This is a genomic window from Nocardia sienata NBRC 100364, assembly GCF_001613205.1.
Classification (GTDB): domain Bacteria; phylum Actinomycetota; class Actinomycetes; order Mycobacteriales; family Mycobacteriaceae; genus Nocardia; species Nocardia sienata.
Genome location: NZ_BDBX01000041.1, coordinates 78,451 through 98,278, shown reverse-complemented (window position 1 = coordinate 98,278; position 19,828 = coordinate 78,451). Strand labels below are relative to the sequence as shown.

Genomic DNA, 19,828 nt, shown 5'->3' with positions numbered 1-19,828 from the left:
ACGATGTGGCCGGCATCGACGAACCGGTGTCAGGAGGACACGGTTTCCAGCGCAGGCGGTTCCGCCGTACGACCGGTCAGTGCGCGGATGCGCAGCGAGCGGAAAACGGTGGCGGCGGCCGCTGCCTCGGCATCTTTCGGTGCGGTGGCGAGCGCCACCAGGATGGAGACCAGGAAGGAGATCGGCGCTACCGCCAGCGCCGGATTGGAGAACGGCAGCAGCGAATCCGCTCCCTGCACAGCGGGACTGAGCACGATCACCGCGATGGAGAGGACCAGGCCGGTCACGATGCCCGAGAGCACGGCCCGCGCGGTCATCCGGCGCCAGTACAAAGTCAGCAGCAGAGCCGGGAGGTTGGCGCAGGCGGCGATGGACATACCGAGCGAGGCCAGGAACGCCACGTTCTGGCGTTGCGCGGCGAACGCGATGGCGACGCCGACCAGACAGGTGGCGACGGTGGCGATCCGGGCCGCGCGATGCTGTGCGGTGGGTGAGACCTTCCCGTTGCGCAGCACCTGGCCGTACAGGTCGTGGGCGATGGCGCCGGAGGTCGCGATGACCAGCCCCGACAGCGCGGCCAGGATGGTCACGAACGCGACCGCGGCGACGAACGCGAGCAGTATTCCGCCGCCGAGGGTTTCGGCGAGCTGCGCGACGGCGAGGTTACCGCCCTTGTTCTCCGCGGCGATGGCCTCGGGCCCGACCAGGACGGCGGCGCCGTACCCGAGGACCGGGATCATCAGGTAGAAACCGAAGAAGATCCAGATGGAGGTGTAGGCGGAGGTGCGGGCCTGCTGCGCGTTCGGCACCGTGAGGAACCGGACCATCACATGCGGGAGTCCGAGGACGCCGAGCACCAGCCCGACCGTCTGCGACAGCTGATCGAAGGAGGCCGCGCCACCGGAGCGCTGCGGGGCGACGAACTGCTGTCCGAACTCGGCAAGCGCGGAACTGAACGGCCCGAACGGGTTGAAATCGAAGCGCACCAGAACCAGGACGAACAGGATCACCGCGCAGACGAGCAGTAGTCCGGTTTTGATGATCTGGATCCAGCTGGTCGCCAACATGCCGCCGACCAGGGTGTAGGCGGTGGTGAGCGCGCCGATGATCAGCACCGCGACCGCGTAGTCCAGGTCGAACAGCAGCGAGACCAGCAGCGCGGCACCGACCAGCTGCGAGACCAGGTAGACCACGCTGATCACCACGGTGCTGACCGCCATCAGCGACCGGACGTCCTTACCCGGGAACCGAGTGGCCAGGACATCGGCCAAGGTGAAACGGCCGAGATTGCGCAGCGGCTCGGCGATGAGCAGCAGCGCCAGCACGAACGCGACCGGGACGAACACCGCGAGATAGAAACCGTTGAACCCGGTGAGCGCGATGGCCCCGGTGACCCCGAGGAACGACGCGGCGGAGATGAAATCCCCCGCGATGGCGACACCGTTCTGCCGGCCGGTGAGCGCGCCGCCGGCGACGTAGTGGTCGGCGGCGGATTTGTTCTGCCGTGCGGCCCAGGCGGTGATCAGCAGGGTCACCACAACCAGGGCGGCGAACAGCGAGGCGGAGACGACGTTCATGCGCCGGCGCCTTCCTGTGCGACGCGAGCCTCGAGCGCGGCGGCCCGGGTCATGTAGTAGCGGGCCACCACGATGGCCACGGCGAACTGGAAGAAGGCGAAGAGCCAGGCGACGGTGACGCCACCCGCCACCACCGTGTCCAGGACGGAGGTGAAACCGCCCAGCACGGGCAGGGGGAAGAACAGGACGAGCACCACCGCGGCGAGCCGGAACACCAGGCGGGCGCGGTCCCTGGCGAGGTCGTCGAGAGCTGAATTCCCGCCGGGCACAGAAGGATCGGACTGCAATTTATTCATGAGGCATCGTCTTTCGAGCTGTGTGATTCACTACACGCTAAGGCGACGATGTGAGGAGGAACATCGGGAGAATTCCCGCTGCGAATACGGAATTCCTTTATTCGGGCCCGGCGAGGATCAGATCAATTCGATGACCAGTTTGGGTGTCTTCGCCCGGGAAACGCAGAGCGCCATCTGTTCACCGCCGGCCTTGTCCGCTGCGGACAAACAGTTGTCGCGATGGTCCGGCTCGCCTTCGAGGATGTTCGAGACACAGGAACCGCAGATTCCTTCCTCGCACGATTTGAAGACCTCGATACCGTTTTCCTCGAGCACCGACAGAATCGAGCGGTCGGCCGGGATTTCGAAACTTTCCCCGGTATCGAGTTCGACAGTGAACGCGGTATCGCCCGAAGTGTCGGCCTCGGCCGCCTCGAAATGCTCGATGTGCACATTGCCGATGCCGATCACCGGTGTCATCAACTCGGCGACGGTGTCCATGAACCCGGCCGGGCCGCAGGTGTATACCACGCTCTCGGGCGTGAGTCCGTGGGCGACCGCCGCCAGCGCGGTGCGTTGCTCCGCGCGCGTGCAGCCCAGGTGCAGGCGCACGCGGTCGCGGAACTCCGCCCGGTTCTCGAGGAGATCCAGGAAGGCGGTCTCCGCGCGGCTGCGGCCGAAATAGAGCAGTGTGAACTCGACCCCGGTGGAATGCAGTTCGTAGGCCATGCTCAGCAACGGGGTGATGCCGATACCGGCGGCGATCAGCACATGCCTGTCGGCATCCGGCGCGACGGTGAGGATATTACGCGGCCGGCCGATTTCGATCATGTCGCCCTCGCGCACCTCGTGCAGCGCCGCCGAACCGCCGCGGGACTCCGGTTCTCGCTTCACCGCGATGGTCAGCGACGTGGTCTCCGCGGGTGGCCCGCACAGCGAATATTGCCGGAGGACACCGGTCGGTCCGGTGACATCTATATGCGCGCCGGCCCGGTAGGGCCCCAGCGGGGCCCCGTCTTCCCGGACCAGGCGCAGCGAGCGGATCTCCGGTGTCTCGGCGACGATCTCGGCGACCACCACTTTGATATCGGTCACGGCGCACTCCTAACGCATGTAGAGACCGCCGTTGGCGTCCCAGCATGCCCCGGTGACCGACGCGGCGGCCGGTGACGCGAGCAGGGCGACCATCTCGGCGATGAACGCCGGATCACCGAGACGCCCGACGGGAATGGATCGGGCGAAGGTTTCGAGGTTGTCCACGCCGACGATGTCGTGCACCACCGGCGAATCCTGCGGGCCGGGCGATACCGCGTTCACCGTGACCCCGGACGCGGCCAGCTCCCGGGCGAACACCTTGGTCAGCGAGATCACCGCGCCCTTGGCGGAGGCGTAGTGGCCGCCGGTGGCGGTGCCACCGTTCTGCCCGGCGAGCGAGGCCATGTTCACGATCCGGCCGTACCCCTGGGCGGCCATATGCGCGCCGAACAGCTGACAGGCCTGGAACGTGCCGCGGAACCCGACGGCCATGACACCGTCGAGATCTTCCGGGGTGATCTCGAGCAGCGGCCGGGCCTGGGTGCGCGCGGCATTGTTCACCAGCACCTGGACCCCGCCGAAATCGGCGACCACGGTGGCGAGCAGCTTCTCCAGCGACCCCTTGTCCGCGACGTCCACCGCGTACCCCCGGGCGCCGACCGCGCCGTCGAGTTCGGCGGCCAGCGCGGCGGCGGCGGTTCCGTCCAGATCGGCGACGGCGACACTGTGCCCACCGGCGTGCAGCCGGCGCACGATATGCGCCCCGAGACCGCCCGCGCCGCCGGTGACGACGGCGACCGGCGCGGTCACAGCAGGAACCCCGCGGCGGGCACAGCGTCCTCGCTGTCGACCAGCCGGATCACCTTACGCGCGATCCGGTCGTCGGCGGATGCCGCACCGAGCCGGATCCGGTATTCGACGTCGCCGGCCCAGATATCATGCCGGCCGCGTTTGTAGGCGACGAGGATCTGGGCGGCCCGCAGGTGTACCTCGTCGTCGGTGACATGCTCGGCGACGAAGCGGGAAATGGTCCGGGTGGTGACCGCGGCGTCGACGGCGGCGATGGCGTAGCCCTCGGTCATGCGGACGACGCGCATACCGCGCATACGGGCATCGTCGTAGATCATGTTCAGCGTGTTGTCGAAATCATCGGTGCCGCGATCGATCGGCACCACGTAGTGGGCGTCGGCGGTGTAGAGCTCCTGCCAGGTGTGATACTCCTTGCGATCGAGCAGGTCGGCTTCGTGCCAGATCAGCTCGATCGCCCGCGCGACCCGGCTGTCGGTGAACACCGCCGTCGCGGTGCGGGTGTCAGTCATCGCTCATCATCTGCTTCCACTGCTGATACGCGGCGCGCATACCGGTCTCGTCGGTGACATGGGAGGTGGGCCAGCCCTCCGGACTCGGCTTCTCGCGGGCGAGTCCGCGGTTGACCAGGATCGGCATATCGGGGCCGGCCTGCGCGCCACGCTGGACGCGGTCCCAGCCTTCGGCGTCATCGGGGGTGCCGAATCCGAAGGGCCCCTGGAAGTGTTCGTGCACCCGCAGCCGGGCCCGGTTGACCGGGTTCACGATCTCGGCGGGACCGTCGGGGCCGATGGCCACGTGCTCGATCGTGGTCTCGTCGGCCGAGATCGGGCGCAGCACGCGGAAGAAGGCCGCGGACATGGACACGTTCGGGAACAGGTTGAGGTTGAACCCGGTGCCGTGCATGGCCCGCACCAGTTTCCGGATGGCGGCATCGTCGAGGCCGGTGGTTTTCAGTTCGGCGACCAGATCGTCGAAACGGGCCTGCAGGGGTTCGCTGCCGTCGTCGGCGTCGAGATCGGAGTGTTCGGGCACCATCTGCATGACGCTGTGCCCGTTGCCCAGATCATGGGTGACCGCGGCCGGGTCGGTCATGAACGACATCATGTCGGCTGTCTCGGCGTCGACCGAGGCCATCCAGGACCGGTGCACGATCGGGAAGTGGTAGCCGTCGGTGGTGTTCTCCAGCTGGATCTTCCAGTTCCCGTGGAAGCTGAACCGGTGGGTGCCGAGCACCTTGATCGGGTAACCGCCACCCTGCTTCATGAAGCGGTCGATCCAGAGCTTCGCATCGCCCAGGAAGTCGGTGAGCGGTTCGATATCGACGTTGAACGTGGCGAACACCATGCCGCCGTAGGATTCCGTGCGCAGCTTCTTCAGCGACAGGTCGCCCTTCTCGACCACGCCCTCGTAACCGTCGGGGTACGGGATCCCGCGTAACTGTCCGTCCAGGCTGTAGGACCAGGCGTGGTATGGGCAGGTGAAGCCGTTGGCGACACCCGTCTTCTGCTCGCAGATACTCGCGCCGCGATGTCGGCAGCGGTTGAGCAAGGTATTGATCTGTCCCTTACGGTCGCGGGTCACGATCACCGGTTGCCGGCCCACATGGGTGGATTTGAAGCTGCCGGGTTTGGGGAGTTCGGATTCGTGGGCGACCCAGATCCAGGTGCTCTCGAAGATCCGGGTCATCTCCTGCTCGAAGATCTCCGGGTCGGTGTACATCCGGGCCGCGACCCGATCCTCATGGACCAGATCGGCGGGTGCGCGGTGTGGGAGCGCAGCGCTGTGCGCGGTCATGATGCCTCCTGGCGGGTTGGTCAGTACTGGCGCGGGGTGAGCGCGCGGCCGATGCGGGCCTCGATCTTCAGGAACTTCCAGAGCTTCCAGTCGCTGGTACCGACCGGGATGGTGCGCACCAGGTTGCAGGCCGCCTTCACGGTGTCGTGGCTGTCGGCGTCGGCGAGGAGATAGCAGGTCCACGGCCAGCTGTCGGACGGCCCGACCATGGTGGAGTCGTCGTCGATATCGCCGATGAAGTCGATACCGTCGAGGGCTTTGATGCCGTCCATCAGGCCGACGAAGGCGGTCCACACGTCGCCGGTGGTGACACCGCCCTCCGGAAGGTCGAAGAAGTTCTGGTTGATGCCGATACAGAAGAGAACGCGCAACGGGCTGTCGGTCACGAAAGGTCCTGTCGTCGAAATGAGCTGTTGGTCAGCGGAAACCGGGCACGGTGGGGGGCTGTCCCATCAGGACGGCGCCGGCGGCGTCGACCAGGCCCGGCCCCAGGAAGGCGTGCTGCTGCGGTACCAGCGCATCGCCGGCCCACTGCTGTAGCGGGTGGCCGTGGAAGATGGCGGCGGTACCCGAGATCTCCACCAGCCGGTTCACCACCGAAGCGGAGGTGGCGGCGATATGGGACGCCGCGAGCCGCAGATGGGCGTTCTGCTCGGCGGTCGCGGGATCGCCGCGCGACACCGTCTCCCACACCTCCTCGGTGACCTCGTAGAAGTAGGCGCGGGCGGAGCGCAGATCGGCTTCGGCCTGCGCGACCGCGGTCCGGTAGTAGGCGCGGTCGGCAAGCTTGGGCGCTCCGGTGATACCCGACCGGCCCGCACCGGTCTCGACCGCATGATCGAGGGCGGCCCGTGCCACTCCGGCACCGACCACCGCCAGCACCTGGGCGGCGTAGGCGATGGCAGGGTACCGGTACAGCGGCTCGTCCACGGTCGGTTCGCCGCCGCGGATGAAGGTCCACTCCCGCGGCACCACCACATCGCGCACCACCAGATCGAACGAGCCGGTGCCGCGCATGCCGACCACGTCCCAGTCCTGGACGATCTCCACCTGCTCGGGTCGCAGCACGGCGGTGCGGGGCTTGCCTTCGGTGCTCGCGTCACCGGGTATACCGACGCCCAGGACGTCCGCGCCCATACATCCGCTGGCGAACTTCCACCGTCCGTCGATCCGGAAACCGCCGTCGACCTCGGGGGCCGGTTGGATAGGAAACAAGCCACCGGCGAACACCACATCGGGGCCGTCGGCGTACAGGACGGCCTGGGTGTCCAGCGGCAGGGCCGCGAGATAGACCAGTGCCGAACCGAAGCTGGCCACCCAGCCGGTCGAACCGTCGACGACGGAGATGCGTTCGACGATGCGCAGGAATTCGGCGGGCGGCAAGGGTTCGCCGCCGAAGCGCCGCGGGGTCGCGGCGCGGTAGACGCCGGTTTCCTTGAGCCGTGCGACGAAATCCCGCGGTACATATCTCTGCTCGCCGAACTCCTGCCGCCGCGTGGCGAGCTCGGCGAGGACGTCGTCGAGATTCGCCGCGCCGGTCCCGGACCGGACCGTGGCTTGCGAGGTGGTCACGATCACCTGCTCCTGTCGTCTATGGGCTGTTATTCGACGGTAAGGAGATCGCGGTCACACGAACATCGGTAAAGCCCGCGCCCGGACGGGTGTGAACCACCACCCTCGTAGGGGAAACCTTCAGCTGCCCCCGGACGATCGCGAACCTGCAGTTCGGAAAAGCTACGCTGGCGCGATGTCCGTCGATCCGCGAGCCCCCGAACTGGTCGTCTCGGATTTCGTCACCATGATGAACGCCACCGAGGTGTGCGTCCTGGTGCACGACGCCGCGACCAAGAGCATTCTCTGGGCGAACCCGGCGGCGTGCGCCATGCTCGGCTTCGATCTCACCGAGATCCGGCCGCTGAAAGCACACGATATGAGCAGTTCCGCCCAGCAGTACGACCGTGTGATCGGGCGCGCCTGGCTCCAGGACGCCGTCGAGCACGGCGCCAGCCGGATCGAATGGCACTACCGATCCAAATCGGGGCGGATCATCCCGACCGACGCGGTGGCCACCCGGGTCGAGCTCGCGCAGGGCCCCGCGGTGATGGTGCAGTTCCGCGATATCGAACGCGAGCAGCGCACCGAGCGCGCGCTCCGGCTGACCACCACCTATGTGGACGCCCTGGCCCGGCACACCTCCACCATGGCCTTCGTCCTCGACGAAGGCGGCGAGATCCGTTTCGCCACCGATACCGCGCTCACTCGTCTGGGGCTGGACCCGGCCGCCGAGCTACCGGCCGGGCCACGGCTCATCCACTACGCCCAACTCCATCGCGACAACCGGCGAACCGACTGGGAGGCGGTGGCCGCGGAGGCCGACCCGGTCACCTCGGTGCGACTCGAGATCAACCGGCCGGACGGATCCACCTCCTGGCTCGACGGCAGCCTGGAACGACTGGACGAAGCCGGAGTACCCGCATACCTCATGCTGGTCCACGACGTCTCGGACCGGATCCGCGACGAGGAGAAACGCGGACTGGAACTCCAGCGGGAGAACTATCTGGCCCGCTACAACGCCATGGGCGATATGGCGATGGCCATCGCCCACGAACTCGGCCAGCCGCTGGCCGCCGCCGGCAACTATGTGGCGGGGATCCGTTCGCATCTGCCCGGCGGTGAGGTCCTCGACCACCGCGTCACCTTCGGCCTGGACGCGGCCCGCAAACAGATCGACCGGGCCGCGACCATCGTCGCCACCCTACGCGCCTTCGTCGGCCATCTGGAGCAGGTCGAGCAGGTAGCCGATCTGAACGATATCGTCACCGAGTGCCTGTATTTCGTCCGGTTACGGGCGCAGGAGGCCGGTGTCCGGGTAGAACTGGAGCTTTCCGGCGCTCCTATCGAGATTCGCTGCGAGCGGGTGCTCACCGGGCAGGTAATCGTCAATCTGTGCTTCAACGCCATCGACGAGATGGCGCTGTGCCCACCCGAATCCCGGCGCATCGTGCTCCGCACCGGAGTCTGCGATGGGGGCGGATGCTTCACTGTCCGCGATTACGGCCGCGGGGTGCCCCGCGATCCGTTCTCGGATTCGTTCACCTCGAAATCACACGGCAGCGGAATCGGACTGGCGTTGAGCTATCGAATCATCACCCGGCAGCACGGAAACATCTGGTGCAGGCCCGCGGACGGCGACGGATCGGTGTTCGGTTTCGCCCTGCCGGGGCCCGGGCCGAATAAGTAAAACCTTCAGCGCACCCGGAGGAAATCTCGATACCTCGAGGCGTAGATCACTCGTAGCGTCGATGCCATGACCAAGCAATTGACCGCCGAGCAGCGTGACTTCCGGGCTGCGATGTCGAATCTTTCGGCCGCAGTCAACGTCGTCACCACCAATGGACCGCGTGGTCGCGCAGGTATCACGGTCAGCGCTGTGTGCTCGGTGACCGACGCACCGCCCACGATGATCGTATGCGTCAACCAGTCCAGCTACGCGCACGCGATTTTCCAGCGTAACCAGCGGATCTGCGTGAATATTTTGAGTTCGGCCGACGAGGAACTCGCCGGGCATTTCGCCGGCGCCACGGGCATACCGATGGCCGAACGGTTCGAGTGGCCCATCTGGGACCACGACTCCGAGGACATCCCGATGCTGCGCACCGCGGCGGCGCGGGTGGTGGGCCGGATCATCAGCGATCACACGCAGGGTTCGCATTCGATCTTCCTGGTGAGTGTGCAGCGCGTCGATGTCCGGGAGGACACCGGCGCGCTGGTCTATTTCCAGCGGCGCTTCCACAGCATCGGCTCCGACCGACGATCGCACCCCGAGCAGGAGAACACCGGATGGACGACACGGACCACCGCATGACGCTGATGTGCTACAACGACACCCACGGTTACGGCTGGCGCCACGTCGACTTGTTCTTGCACGATGCGGAGGGTCGCGAACTCAACTGGGTGCACTGGCAGGTCGCCGAGGACGGCCCGGACGCCGCCGACCGGATCACCGCGGTCGCCGAACCCGGCCTGCGCCGCACCTCCGAGTGGCGGCACGGGGTGAGTGCCGGGGGTATGGACTACTGGTCGGCCGACGCGATGTGGGTGCAATCATGACCTCCGTCGAATCCTTGTACGCCCCGTGGTCGTTACGCGACCTGGTCGACGACATCACTGCCGGACGCACCGATGCCGCGGCGGCGTGGGAGCGGTCGGCCGCCCGCATCTCCGCCACCGAGACCACTCTCGCCGCGTGGGTTGCCCATGGTCCCCGGCCCGAATTCCCCGCGCAGAGCGGACCGCTGAGCGGTATCCCGGTCGGTGTGAAGGACATCATCGACGTCGCCGGATATCCCACCCGATGCGGTTCGGTGCTGCGCGCGGACAGCGAACCGGTGGACCGGGACGCGGAGATCGTCGGGCTGTGGCGGGCCGCGGGGGCACTGCCCGCCGGCAAGACCGTCACCACGGAATTCGCCTACTTCGCCCCGGGTCCCACAGATAACCCGGCGGCACCCGGCCATACGCCCGGTGGTTCGTCGAGCGGGTCGGCCGCGGCGGTCGCCGCCGGGCAGGTGCCGCTGGCCCTCGGCTCGCAGACCGCGGCCTCGGTGACCCGTCCCGCCGCCTACTGCGGTGTCGCGGCCCTGGTCCTGACCCGGGGCCTGCTGCCCACCACCGGCGTCACCGGGCTCGCGCACAGCCTGGACAGCCACGGCTACTATGCCGCGCAGGTGCGCGACCTGGCCTGCGCGTGGGCGGCATTGCGCGGAGTCCCCGATCCGTCGGCCGGACCCGCGCGGCCGCCACGGGTGGCCTTCTGGACCGCGGCACCGCTCGGCGCAGTGCAACCGGTGATGGCCGAGGCCGTCGCGACCCTGCGGGAGCGACTGCGCGCGGACGGTGCCACCGTCACCGATTTCGCCGCCGAGCAGACCATCGCCGACACCACCGCCGCACACAAGGTGATCATGGCCTACGAGGCCGCGCGCACCCGGACCACCGAACTCGCCCACGCCGACGCGCTGAGTGCGCCGCTGGCCGAACTGCTGCGCACCGGCGCCGCCACGGACCCGCGCGACTACGAGGACGCATGCGCCATCGTCGATCGGACCCGGCGCGCGGTGCTGGACCTGTTCGCCGGCTACGACGCCGTCGTCGGACCCGCCGCCCCCGGCCCCGCTCCGGCCGGTCTGGCCGCCACCGGCGATCCGGTGCTCAGCCGCGCCTGGCAGGCCCTCGGTTTGCCCGTGGTCACGGTTCCCGGCCTCCGCACAGCGGACGGCCTGCCGCTCGGTGTCCAGGTCATCGGACCACCGCATTCGGAGGCGGCGCTGTTGCGTACCGCGACGTGGGTGCAGGCCCGCACCGTGCCCGTCCCAACGCCATGACCTCGTACCGCCCGGCCCCCTCGCTCGTACGCTGCCCGGACGGCCGCGTATTCCCGCCCCGGGAGACTCGATGACCGCACTTCCCGAGCTCATCACCGACCTCTATATCGCGGGATCGTGGACCCGTGGTGGCACGGGTACGAGGGCATCCTCGCCGGCACCGAGACCAAGGCAGTCACTGTCGTGTTGTGAGTTCAGGAGGCAAAGATCGTGACCGAGAGCGAAACAATCGAGCGGTTGACCCGCCGGATCGAGACGCTGGAAGCCGAGGCCGAGATACGGCGGGTGCAGGCGCGCTATATGTTCCTGTGCGATACCCCCTGCCCCGAGTTCGGGGTCACCGACGACGCGCAGCGGATCGACCTCATCATGGAGCTCTACGCCGAGGACGCGGTCTGGGAGGGCGTCGGCGAGTACTACGACGATCAGTTCGGCCGGCTCGCCGGGAGCGAAGCCATTCGCGCCCATTTCGAACGGTTCTGGGACCCGGACAGCGATCCCGCCCTGGTACTCAACGCGCACTACCTCACCTCCGAACAGATCCGGGTGGACGGCGATTCGGCCACCGGCCAGTGGATCCACATGCAACCGTGGCTGTATTCCGACGGCACCGGGCTCCTGCGTTCGAGCCGGCTCAACAATGCCTTCCGCCGGATGGACGGATCGTGGAAGATCACGCGGACCCGGACCGAGAACGTCTTCGTCGCCCCGCTGCCGCACAATTTCGCGGACAGCTTCCCCGCTCGTTCGGTACTGATGAGGCCGTGATGGAGGTGCCCACGAGGTATGCGCCGAGTGATTACGCGAGTGTCCCACCGGGCTGCTTCGCCGTACAATCGACGGGTATGAGCGGGTCGGGCCCGGAGGCGGCAGCGAACCGTCATCGCACGGGGCCATGGTCCATGCCCCGAGCACAGAACCCGAGCGATATGTCCGCCCCCGTCGTCCATATTGTCGACGACGACGAGGACCTGCGCCAATCGCTGGCGTTCCTGCTGCAGAGCGTCGGGATCGACGCGCTGACCTACGCCACGGCGGCCTCCTTCCTGGAGGAGGCCGATCTGGACGAGGCCGGTGTCGTCATCGTCGATGTCCGCATGCCCGGCTTGAGCGGTTTTCAGCTGCAGGAGGAGCTCAACCGGCGCGACTATCCGGCACCGGTCATCTTCTGCTCCGCGCACGGCGATATTCCGATGTCGGTACGCGCATTGCGCGCCGGCGCGGTGGATTTCCTGGAAAAACCCTACGAGCCGCAGCGCATGCTCGAGGTGGTGCAGGAGCAATTGCTGGCCGCGGGCCGGGCGTTCGCGGAGCGCGCCGAACGTCTGCAGGTCGAGCGGCGGCTGGCCGACCTGACGCCCCGCGAACGGGAAGTGCTGCACCTGGTGATCGAGGGCAGGTCCAGTCAGCAGATCGCCAGCCGGTTGGGGACCAGCGTGAAGACCGTCGATGTGCACCGGGCTCGGATCAAGGCGAAGACCGACGCCGAGAGCCTGGGCACGCTGGTCCGCGACATCCTCGCCTACCGGGTCACGGTCTGATCCGGGTCAGAGTGTCCACCCCAGGCCGCGGCTGAGTTCTCCGGCCGCCGCCGACACGCAAGCGCTTGCGGTGCGCTCGAAATCCTCGGCTGTCATCCGGCCGGTGGACGTCGAGCACGCGATGACCGCGACGACCGCGCCGGACTGGTCCCGTACCGGAACGGCGATCGAGATCAGTCCTTTCTCCAGTTCTTCGGAGGTGAGTGCATAACCTTTCTCCCGGACGCGGATGAGCTCGCGCTCGAGTTGTCCGGCGTCGGTGATCGTTGTTGCGGTCAGCGGACGGAACTCGGTGCGGGCGATCACCTCGTCGAGGGTCGACCGCGGCGCCCACGCCAGCAACGCGCGGCCCATGGAGGTCGCATAGGCCGGGACGCGGGTGCCGACCGAGACATTGATGCTCATGATGCGCCGCACCGGAACGCGCGCGGCGTACACCACTTCGGCACCGTCGAGCACGCCGAGCGAGGCGGATTCGTGCAGCTCGTCGGCTACCGCGAGCAGATGCGGCATGGCTTGTTCCAGCAGCGTGTGGGTGGCCGAGTAATGCTGTCCGATGCTCAGGACGCGGGGTGTCAGCATCCAGCGCGGGCCGGAGCCGGCCACGTAGCCGAGCCGCTGCAAGGTCAGCAGGATTCGGCGGACCACCGGCTTGGCCAGGCCGGTGACCTGCGCGAGCTCGGCCAAAGTGGGATTCGGCCGGTCGCTGTCGAACGCGGTGAGCACAGCGAAACCCCGCTCGATGCTCTGAATGTAGTCGCGCTCGTTCTCGCTCATACGGCCCGATCCCGTTCCCTTCTTGACAAAACAAGTGACCACACGCACAGTAATCGGTACGCACAGCGTCAGCTTAGTACGCATAGCGTACCTTCTCTCTATCCCGGTTCTCTCCGAGGAGCTCGAAATGACCACCACCGAATCCGTCTCGCCCACCGCACTCGGCTCGGGCACCGCGGCCACCGACAAGTTCAAGGGCGAGCGGGTCACCGCCGATACCTCCCCGGAGCGTCTGGCCGCCATCGCCCGCGACGCCCTGGGCGCCCTGCACAAGGTGATCCTCGAGCACGGCGTCACCTATCCCGAGTATCGAGTGTTCAAGCAGTGGCTGATCGACGTGGGCGAAGGCGGCGAGTGGCCGCTGTTCCTCGACGTGTTCATCGAACACGCGGTGGAGGAGGTGCTGGCCCGCAGCCGCAAGGGCACCAAGGGCAGCATCGAGGGCCCCTACTACGTCCCGGACGCACCCGAACTGCCGGCCGAATGCGAGCTGCCGATGCGCGCACAGGACCGCGAGCAGACACCGCTGATCTTCTCCGGCCAGGTCACCGATCTCGACGGCAACGGCCTCGGCGGCGCGAAGGTCGAACTGTGGCACGCCGATGCCGACGGCTACTACTCGCAGTTCGCCCCGCACCTGCCGGAATGGAACCTGCGTGGCACCATCATCGCCGACGCCGAGGGCCGCTACTCGATCCGCACCCTCCAGCCGGCGCCGTACCAGATCCCCACCGACGGCCCCACCGGCGCGTTCATCACCGCGCAGAACGGCCACCCGTGGCGCCCGGCTCACCTGCACCTGATCGTCTCGGCCCCGGGCCGGGAATCGGTGACCACCCAGCTGTATTTCCGGGGCGGCGACTGGCTGGACAGCGATGTCGCCTCGGCCACCAAACCCGAACTGATCCTCGACCCGGTCACCGGTGAGGACGGCGTCAACCGCGTCACCTACAACTTCGCGCTCGACCCCGCCTGAACCGCTCCGCCGCGAGAAAGAGTTTCGATGTCAGACCTGTCGATCGTCTCGGTCGAGACCACCGTCCTGGACGTGCCGCTGGTACGGCCGCACAAGTTCGCCACCACCTCGATGAACGCGCAGCCCATCCTGCTGGTCGCAATCACCACCGGCGGTGGCGTCACCGGCTATGGCGAAGGCGTGGTACCCGGCGGCCCGTGGTGGGGCGGTGAATCGGTCGAGACGATGCAGGCTGTCGTCGAGCGGTATCTGGTGCCGGTGCTGCTCGGGCGCCGCGTCGACGAGATCACGGCAATCATGGCCGATATCGAACGGGTGGTGGCCGGCGCCCGCTTCGCCAAGGCCGGCGTCGACGTCGCCCTGCACGACGCCTGGGCCCGCTGCCTGGACGTCCCCGTCCACACTCTGCTGGGCGGGGCCTTCCGCTCCAGCGTGGACGTCACCTGGGCGCTGGGGTCGGCTCCGGTCGAGGAGATCATCGCCGAGGCCCAGGAGAAGATCGAGGCCCGCAGGCATTTCAGCTTCAAACTCAAGATGGGCGCACTCGACCCGGTCACCGATACCGAACGCGTCCTGCGGGTGACCGAGGCCCTTGCCGGACAAGCCGGCGTCCGGGTCGATATCAACGCCCGCTGGGACCGGCTCACCGCCCTGCGCCATCTCCCGTGGCTGGCCGACGGCGGAGTCCAGCTCATCGAACAACCCACTCCCGGTGAGCAACTGGAGGTCCTGGCGGAACTGAACACCCTGCTGCCGATTCCGGTGATGGCCGACGAAAGCGTGCACACCCCGCACGACGCCCTGGAAGTCGCCCGTCGCGGCGCCGCCGACGTGATCGCGGTCAAAACCACCAAATGCGGCGGCCTGCGCCGCAGCCGCGAAGTCGTCGCCGTCGCCCGCGCCGCGGGCCTGGCCTGCCACGGCGCCACTTCCATCGAGGGCCCCATCGGCACCGCCGCCTCGATCCATTTCGCCTGCGCCGAACCCGGAATCGATTTCGGTACCGAACTTTTCGGCCCGCTGCTGTTCAGCGAGGAACTACTGCAGGAACCGCTGCGCTACAGCGACGGCCAGGTACATCTGCCGACCGGCCCCGGGCTCGGGGTGGAATTGAACATGGACGCCGTCAAACGGTGGTCCCGGAACTAGGAACGAGACGAATGCAGCTCTACCACGTCCGGATGGACGTCGCCATCCCCCGCGACCTCGACGACGCCGTCCGCGCCGATATCGTCGCTCGCGAGAAGGAGTACTCCCAGGAGCTCCAGCGGGCCGGGAAATGGGTGCACATCTGGCGCATCGTCGGCCAGTACAGCAATATCAGCGTCTTCGCCGTCGACTCCCCCGCCGAACTCCACGAAATCCTCTGGAACCTCCCGCTCTTCCCCTATATGACGATCGACATCATGCCGCTCACCACCCACCCCTCCGCCATCGAGCCCGCCTGAATCGAACACAACCCATCCGCCGGACCGCCGCCGAAACACTCGGGGCGGTCCGGCCTGGCTTGCGGCACGCTCGCTTGCGCTTCACTCAGCCCTGGTTTCGGCTTCGAGGGACGGTATCGGGGCCACGGCGTCGATCAGGTTCCAGCGCAGCGCGGTTTCCGTGTCGAGGCTTTCGCCGGTCAGCATCATCCAGGCGGCGCGCCAACGCCCGATCCGCCGGGTGACGCCGACGGTGCCGCCCGCGCCGGGCACCAGGCCCATTCCTACCTCGGGCAGCCGGAACACCGTATCCGGCGCTGCCACCAGCCGCCCCGCGAAAGCGGCCATCTCGATCCCGGCCCCGATACACGCCCCGTGCACATGCGCCGACACCCGGTCGCGTAGACGGTCGATTATCCGCCACGGCGCTCGCTCCTGCCGGATGAGATAGGCAGCGATCAGGTCGCTCGCGGTCCCGAATTCGTCCAGATCGCCCCCGCTGCAGAACACCGGTCCCGCCCCACGTAGCGACACGTGTTCGATACTCGGGTCGAACTCCGCAAGCCGTACGGCCTCCAGCAGCTCTTCACGCAGCCGGAAGCTCAGCGCGTTGCGGCGGGCAACGTTATCCAGCGTCACGGTCAGTTGATCACCGGAGCGCTGCAGGCGCACGACATCGCCTTCCGGAGAGGGCGCGGTGCGGGACGGGCCCCGGTCGGCCAGCCATCGCCGGAATTCGACGCCACCCAGCAACATCGAGTAGACCGCCGCTTCGGCCGACAGCCCCGAAGCGGTGTCCAGCACAGCGGTCTGACGTAACAATCGCCCCAATGCCGCGCTCGCGCGTGGGCTGTGGCCGATCGCCGCCGCGAGGCGGTCGACCGCGACGGCAATATCCGTGCAGCCGACGACCTCGGGCATCTCGACACCGGGCGGCTCGTCCATCTCGACCAGGGTGAGAGTACTCGCGCGCACCAGTGGAGCCACCGCAGCGGGAATCGGGCCCCGCGCGACTCCGATGGTGAGCCGGAGTGAAGCGGCGACCGCCCCGGCGAACCGCTCGATGCGCTGCTCGGTCTCTTTTTCCCATTGATCGAGCGGAACGACCACGACGGGGTTGTCCGGCGAGCCGTCTGCGGCGAGCCCGAGTTCCAGGATCTCCGGAGCCCAGCTGGTCGTGGCCTCGTCCATCGGCATATCCTGCCACGGGGCGGGACGGCCGTGCGGCGCATCGGTCCAGGCCGGGTCTCCGAGCAGAAGCGCGGTACCGGGCGGATGAGCCTGGTCCGTAGAGCCGCAACCGGCATCATCGAGACAGCGGCCGAGCTCGCAAAGCAACCGCCAGGACTGCGCGGGCCGGCGGCACCCCCGGGGCGCGCACCGAGAGGGAGGATGATGACCACGCAGGCACTGGTCGCCTGGGCACGCTCAGGAGCCATGGCGTTGACCGGACGGCCCGGCGGACCGCCTCTGGCCGCGCCCGGCCGGCCGGCCCTTGCTGTCGAGGAGGCTCTGGGCCGGGTCGCCGCGTCCGCGGCGGTGCGCACCGGCGAAGTGCCGCAGCTGCCGGACGTCACCCTGCTGGCCGAGCGTGCCGCCTGCGCCGGGTTCACCCGTAACGCGCCATGGTCGTGTGGGGGACGGTTCAGGGCCGTGCGCGCGCGGGATGGTTTCGTGGGCCTGTCCCTGGCGCGGACCGTCGATATCGCTCTCGTTCCCGCACTCGTGGAAGCCGACGGGGTGGGTGACGTGTGGGCGATGGTGGAGGACTGGGCCCGCGCGATCACGGTCCGTGAGGCCGACGAACGCATCGCCTTGCTGAGCCTGCCGGGGGGCGGGCTACCGGCCCCGGGCACTTCCACCCAGCGAGCCCCTGTGTCTCGCAGGTCCGGCGGGCGCAGGGCCCGAGTCGGCGCCCGGCCTCGCATCGTCGACTTCAGCGCGCTGTGGGCAGGTCCGTTGTGCACCCACCTGCTGACCCGCACCGGCGCCGAGGTGATCAAGGTCGAAAGCGCCGCCCGGCCGGACGGCGCCCGCAACGGCTCCGCTGCGTTTTATTCCCTGCTACACAGCGAACAGCGCAGTGTCGCTGTGGATTTCGACGACGCCGCCGACCGCGCCCGCCTGACCCAGTTGGTGGAAAGCGCCGATCTCGTGGTGGAAGCCTCCCGACCGCGGGCGCTGCATCGCCTCGGCCTGGACGCCGAAACACTGGTCGACGCAGGAGTGTCGTGGCTGTCCATCACCGCCCGGGGGCGGCAGTCGGACCGGGTCGGTTTCGGCGATGATATCGCCGCCTCGGCCGGGCTGAGTGCCATCGATTGCGACGGCATCCCGGTGCCCTGCGGCGATGCCATCGCCGACCCGCTCACCGGGGTGGTCGCCGCGGCCGAGGCCGCCGAGGCGCTCTTGGACACCCGGGCCCGCCTGATCGATATCTCCATGCACGATCTCGCCGTCGTGGCCGCCGCCGACCCTCCCGCACCGCATACGGTTTCGTTGCGGTCCGGACGCTGGTGGGTCGACTGTGAGGCGGGAGCCTTCCCGGTTCTCGACCCCATTTCCAGGTGCGCCACCGGCCCCGCCCCAGAATTAGGGGCCCATTCACTGGAAGAGTTGCTGTGAGCTGGCTGATCCGCGATGTCGAGCTCGCCGACAGCACCACGGCTGTCGATATCCGTCTCGAGGGCGACAAGATCACAGAGGTGGGTTCGGCGCTGCCCGCACGCGGTGAGACCGAGGTGGACGGCCACGGTGCGGCACTGGTACCCGGTTTGCACGACCACCACATACACCTACGCGGCGCGGCCGCGGCTCGGGAATCGGTCGACTGCACGCGCGGCCTGGAGGTATTACGTGGTTCGCGGGCCGCCCGGATACGCGCGGTGGGAGCCGGGGTCTCCGTCGACCGTCACATATTGGACCACATCGTGCCCGACCGGCCGGTGCGCGTACAGCACCGTTCCGGCGCGCTGTGGATGCTCAACACCGCCGCACTCGCCGAACTCGAACCCCTTCCCCACCTGCCGGGGGTCGAACGTGACAGCAACGGGGCACCCACCGGGCGACTGTGGCGGCTGGACGAACTGCTGCGCGGAACCTGGCCTGCCCGCGGCGACCTGCGCGCGCTCGGGCAGGAGTTGACCGGATACGGCATCACCGGCGTCACCGACGCCACCCCCGGACTCACGGAGACCCCCCGGCTCCTGCCGCAGCGGGTCGCCCTGCTGGGTGAGCGGAAACTACTGCTCCACGACCATGACCTGCCCTCCTATCATGATCTCCTGCACCGTGTTCATGCCCTGCATCGACGCGGACTGCCCGTCGCCGTGCACTGCGTGACCCGAGTTTCCCTACTCCTCACCCTGGCGGTGTTCGACGAGATCGGCACGCTGCCCGGCGACCGAATCGAGCACGGCGCCGTCGTCCCCGACCCGGTGGCGCTTCGCGGGCTCACCGTGGTGACCCAACCCGGCTTCGTCGCGGTGAACCGCGAACGATACGTAACCGAGGTCGATCCCGAGGACCTGCCGCACCTCTATCCATACGCGAGCCTGCTGGCCGCGGGTGTCCATACGCTGCCGAGCAGCGACGCACCCTACGGCCCGCTCGACCCCTGGGCGATCATGCGTGCCGCCTCGACTCGCGAACTGGGCCCACACGAACGGGTTTCCGTACGCACGGTGTTCGAGGGCTACCTGCACGACGGCTCCCTGCAGCCCCGCACCGTGTCGGCCGGCGCACCCGCCGATCTCCTTCTGCTCGGGGCACCGCTGGGTGAGGCCCTCGACGCCCCCGACCCGTCGCTGGTCCGACACGTCTGGATCGGCGGACAACGGGTTTGCTGAGTTCTGCGACTACCTGCCGGGGGCGTGCATCCAGCCCACGAGGGCTTCCCCGGAAATGGAGCCGGCTCGCCGAGACCTGACAAGGCGTCCAGATGGTGGTCGAGCAGCGCATTGCCGAGGGCGGCACCGTCGCGTCCCGCAATAAGAACTACCGATGTGAGCCGCGAATTCGATCTCGCTGCCCCCTACCGCCGCGAGCCGCGGCCCGGATGGCACCCCGCGTGGCGAACCGGCGGGTACGGAGGTGCCGATGGCCGGGTTCGCGACATCGGGTGGCGGCCTCAGCGACCGCTACGTGCGGACGAACCGCCGCGACAATCCGCTTTGCTACCTGTGTTCGAGGATGCCGAGGAGCGCCGTCGGAACACGGACTTCGGTCCTCGC

21 protein-coding genes are annotated in these 19,828 nt (G+C 68.1%); 11 read left to right on the top strand and 10 right to left on the bottom strand.

The annotated features are described in order from the left end of the window. Nucleotides 1-29: 29 nt before the first annotated feature. The 8 genes from NS4_RS22120 to NS4_RS22085 all read right to left on the bottom strand — a co-directional run bounded on the left by NS4_RS22120 (nt 30) and on the right by NS4_RS22085 (nt 7,069). Nucleotides 30-1,577, bottom strand: a complete 1,548-nt coding sequence (locus NS4_RS22120) for a solute symporter family protein (protein ID WP_063061428.1) — start codon at nt 1,575-1,577, stop codon at nt 30-32. Continuing rightward, nucleotides 1,574-1,873: a DUF485 domain-containing protein gene (locus NS4_RS22115; RefSeq protein ID WP_063061427.1), complete on the bottom strand. Its 300-nt coding sequence runs from the start codon at nt 1,871-1,873 to the stop codon at nt 1,574-1,576. The genes NS4_RS22120 and NS4_RS22115 overlap by 4 nt, the downstream gene beginning before the upstream one ends. A 117-nt stretch (nt 1,874-1,990) precedes the next feature. Next, entirely contained in the window at nt 1,991-2,947 is a 957-nt protein-coding gene (locus tag NS4_RS22110) for a PDR/VanB family oxidoreductase (protein WP_063061426.1), read from the bottom strand. A 9-nt stretch (nt 2,948-2,956) separates the two neighbouring features. Then, the gene (locus NS4_RS22105) at nt 2,957-3,697 is read right to left on the bottom strand and encodes an SDR family NAD(P)-dependent oxidoreductase (protein ID WP_063061425.1); all 741 of its coding nucleotides are present in this window, start codon (nt 3,695-3,697) and stop codon (nt 2,957-2,959) included. Beyond that, nucleotides 3,694-4,206, bottom strand: coding sequence for an aromatic-ring-hydroxylating dioxygenase subunit beta (locus NS4_RS22100; RefSeq protein WP_063061424.1), 513 nt, complete (start codon nt 4,204-4,206; stop codon nt 3,694-3,696). Before NS4_RS22100 ends, NS4_RS22105 begins: the two co-directional genes overlap by 4 nt. After that, entirely contained in the window at nt 4,199-5,491 is a 1,293-nt protein-coding gene (locus NS4_RS22095) for an aromatic ring-hydroxylating oxygenase subunit alpha (protein ID WP_063061423.1), read from the bottom strand. Before NS4_RS22095 ends, NS4_RS22100 begins: the two co-directional genes overlap by 8 nt. A 20-nt stretch (nt 5,492-5,511) precedes the next feature. Continuing rightward, nucleotides 5,512-5,877, bottom strand: a complete 366-nt coding sequence (locus NS4_RS22090; protein WP_063061422.1) for a hypothetical protein — start codon at nt 5,875-5,877, stop codon at nt 5,512-5,514. Between the two features lie 31 nt (nt 5,878-5,908). Then, the gene (locus tag NS4_RS22085) at nt 5,909-7,069 is read right to left on the bottom strand and encodes an acyl-CoA dehydrogenase family protein (RefSeq protein ID WP_084487588.1); all 1,161 of its coding nucleotides are present in this window, start codon (nt 7,067-7,069) and stop codon (nt 5,909-5,911) included. 169 nt (nt 7,070-7,238) lie between these two features. Between NS4_RS22085 and NS4_RS22080 the strand changes: the two genes are divergently transcribed. The 6 genes from NS4_RS22080 to NS4_RS22055 all read left to right on the top strand — a co-directional run bounded on the left by NS4_RS22080 (nt 7,239) and on the right by NS4_RS22055 (nt 12,416). Then, a complete protein-coding gene (locus tag NS4_RS22080) occupies nt 7,239-8,732 on the top strand; it encodes a PAS domain-containing sensor histidine kinase (protein ID WP_063061421.1) in 1,494 nt (497 codons plus the stop codon). A gap of 66 nt (nt 8,733-8,798) precedes the next feature. Then, complete coding sequence (locus NS4_RS22075) at nt 8,799-9,356, top strand: flavin reductase (protein ID WP_063061420.1); 558 nt, start codon at nt 8,799-8,801, stop codon at nt 9,354-9,356. Next, a complete protein-coding gene (locus NS4_RS22070) occupies nt 9,332-9,601 on the top strand; it encodes a hypothetical protein (RefSeq protein WP_063061419.1) in 270 nt (89 codons plus the stop codon). Before NS4_RS22075 ends, NS4_RS22070 begins: the two co-directional genes overlap by 25 nt. Further along, nucleotides 9,598-10,875 (top strand): amidase family protein, encoded by a 1,278-nt coding sequence (locus NS4_RS22065; protein WP_063061418.1) that lies wholly within the window; start codon nt 9,598-9,600, stop codon nt 10,873-10,875. The genes NS4_RS22070 and NS4_RS22065 overlap by 4 nt, the downstream gene beginning before the upstream one ends. Nucleotides 10,876-11,085: 210 nt before the next feature. Beyond that, nucleotides 11,086-11,643: a nuclear transport factor 2 family protein gene (locus tag NS4_RS22060; RefSeq protein ID WP_063061417.1), complete on the top strand. Its 558-nt coding sequence runs from the start codon at nt 11,086-11,088 to the stop codon at nt 11,641-11,643. Nucleotides 11,644-11,804: 161 nt separating this feature from the next. After that, nucleotides 11,805-12,416: a response regulator transcription factor gene (locus tag NS4_RS22055; protein WP_063061442.1), complete on the top strand. Its 612-nt coding sequence runs from the start codon at nt 11,805-11,807 to the stop codon at nt 12,414-12,416. Nucleotides 12,417-12,422: 6 nt separating this feature from the next. On the opposite strand, the gene NS4_RS22050 is transcribed toward NS4_RS22055, so the two are convergent. Then, nucleotides 12,423-13,193, bottom strand: coding sequence for an IclR family transcriptional regulator domain-containing protein (locus NS4_RS22050; protein WP_063061416.1), 771 nt, complete (start codon nt 13,191-13,193; stop codon nt 12,423-12,425). A gap of 127 nt (nt 13,194-13,320) precedes the next feature. On the opposite strand from NS4_RS22050, the gene catA reads away from it, so the two are divergent. Genes catA through catC form a run of 3 tightly spaced genes read left to right on the top strand, consistent with a single transcriptional unit; the run spans nt 13,321 to nt 15,617 of the window. Next, nucleotides 13,321-14,169 (top strand): catechol 1,2-dioxygenase, encoded by an 849-nt coding sequence (gene catA / locus NS4_RS22045; RefSeq protein WP_063061415.1) that lies wholly within the window; start codon nt 13,321-13,323, stop codon nt 14,167-14,169. 27 nt (nt 14,170-14,196) lie between these two features. Next, nucleotides 14,197-15,318 carry a muconate/chloromuconate family cycloisomerase gene (locus tag NS4_RS22040; protein ID WP_063061414.1) on the top strand — a complete coding sequence of 374 codons (1,122 nt, stop codon included), beginning with the start codon at nt 14,197-14,199 and terminating at the stop codon, nt 15,316-15,318. Nucleotides 15,319-15,329: 11 nt separating this feature from the next. Then, entirely contained in the window at nt 15,330-15,617 is a 288-nt protein-coding gene (gene catC / locus NS4_RS22035) for a muconolactone Delta-isomerase (RefSeq protein ID WP_063061413.1), read from the top strand. 81 nt (nt 15,618-15,698) lie between these two features. On the opposite strand, the gene NS4_RS22030 is transcribed toward catC, so the two are convergent. Next, entirely contained in the window at nt 15,699-16,787 is a 1,089-nt protein-coding gene (locus NS4_RS22030; RefSeq protein WP_063061441.1) for an enoyl-CoA hydratase/isomerase family protein, read from the bottom strand. Nucleotides 16,788-16,991: 204 nt separating this feature from the next. On the opposite strand from NS4_RS22030, the gene NS4_RS22025 reads away from it, so the two are divergent. Together NS4_RS22025 and NS4_RS22020 are read left to right on the top strand one after the other, a co-directional pair. Further along, on the top strand, nt 16,992-18,221 hold the full coding sequence (locus tag NS4_RS22025; RefSeq protein WP_084487587.1) for a CoA transferase: 1,230 nt from the start codon (nt 16,992-16,994) through the stop codon (nt 18,219-18,221). Beyond that, nucleotides 18,218-19,444, top strand: coding sequence for an amidohydrolase family protein (locus NS4_RS22020; protein ID WP_063061412.1), 1,227 nt, complete (start codon nt 18,218-18,220; stop codon nt 19,442-19,444). Before NS4_RS22025 ends, NS4_RS22020 begins: the two co-directional genes overlap by 4 nt. Nucleotides 19,445-19,828: the final 384 nt, after the last annotated feature.

Excerpts from the sequence above, each read along its gene's own strand:
- NS4_RS22120 (WP_063061428.1), bottom strand. The coding sequence starts at position 1,577 with ATGAACGTCGTCTCCGCCTCGCTGTTCGCCGCCCTGGTTGTGGTGACC.
- NS4_RS22115 (WP_063061427.1), bottom strand. The coding sequence starts at position 1,873 with ATGAATAAATTGCAGTCCGATCCTTCTGTGCCCGGCGGGAATTCAGCT.
- NS4_RS22100 (WP_063061424.1), bottom strand. The coding sequence starts at position 4,206 with ATGACTGACACCCGCACCGCGACGGCGGTGTTCACCGACAGCCGGGTC.
- NS4_RS22095 (WP_063061423.1), bottom strand. The coding sequence starts at position 5,491 with ATGACCGCGCACAGCGCTGCGCTCCCACACCGCGCACCCGCCGATCTG.
- NS4_RS22080 (WP_063061421.1), top strand. The coding sequence starts at position 7,239 with ATGTCCGTCGATCCGCGAGCCCCCGAACTGGTCGTCTCGGATTTCGTC.
- NS4_RS22075 (WP_063061420.1), top strand. The coding sequence starts at position 8,799 with ATGACCAAGCAATTGACCGCCGAGCAGCGTGACTTCCGGGCTGCGATG.
- NS4_RS22070 (WP_063061419.1), top strand. The coding sequence starts at position 9,332 with ATGGACGACACGGACCACCGCATGACGCTGATGTGCTACAACGACACC.
- NS4_RS22065 (WP_063061418.1), top strand. The coding sequence starts at position 9,598 with ATGACCTCCGTCGAATCCTTGTACGCCCCGTGGTCGTTACGCGACCTG.
- NS4_RS22055 (WP_063061442.1), top strand. The coding sequence starts at position 11,805 with ATGTCCGCCCCCGTCGTCCATATTGTCGACGACGACGAGGACCTGCGC.
- NS4_RS22050 (WP_063061416.1), bottom strand. The coding sequence starts at position 13,193 with ATGAGCGAGAACGAGCGCGACTACATTCAGAGCATCGAGCGGGGTTTC.
- catA (WP_063061415.1), top strand. The coding sequence starts at position 13,321 with ATGACCACCACCGAATCCGTCTCGCCCACCGCACTCGGCTCGGGCACC.
- NS4_RS22040 (WP_063061414.1), top strand. The coding sequence starts at position 14,197 with ATGTCAGACCTGTCGATCGTCTCGGTCGAGACCACCGTCCTGGACGTG.
- catC (WP_063061413.1), top strand. The coding sequence starts at position 15,330 with ATGCAGCTCTACCACGTCCGGATGGACGTCGCCATCCCCCGCGACCTC.
- NS4_RS22030 (WP_063061441.1), bottom strand. The coding sequence starts at position 16,787 with ATGGACGAGGCCACGACCAGCTGGGCTCCGGAGATCCTGGAACTCGGG.
- NS4_RS22025 (WP_084487587.1), top strand. The coding sequence starts at position 16,992 with ATGACCACGCAGGCACTGGTCGCCTGGGCACGCTCAGGAGCCATGGCG.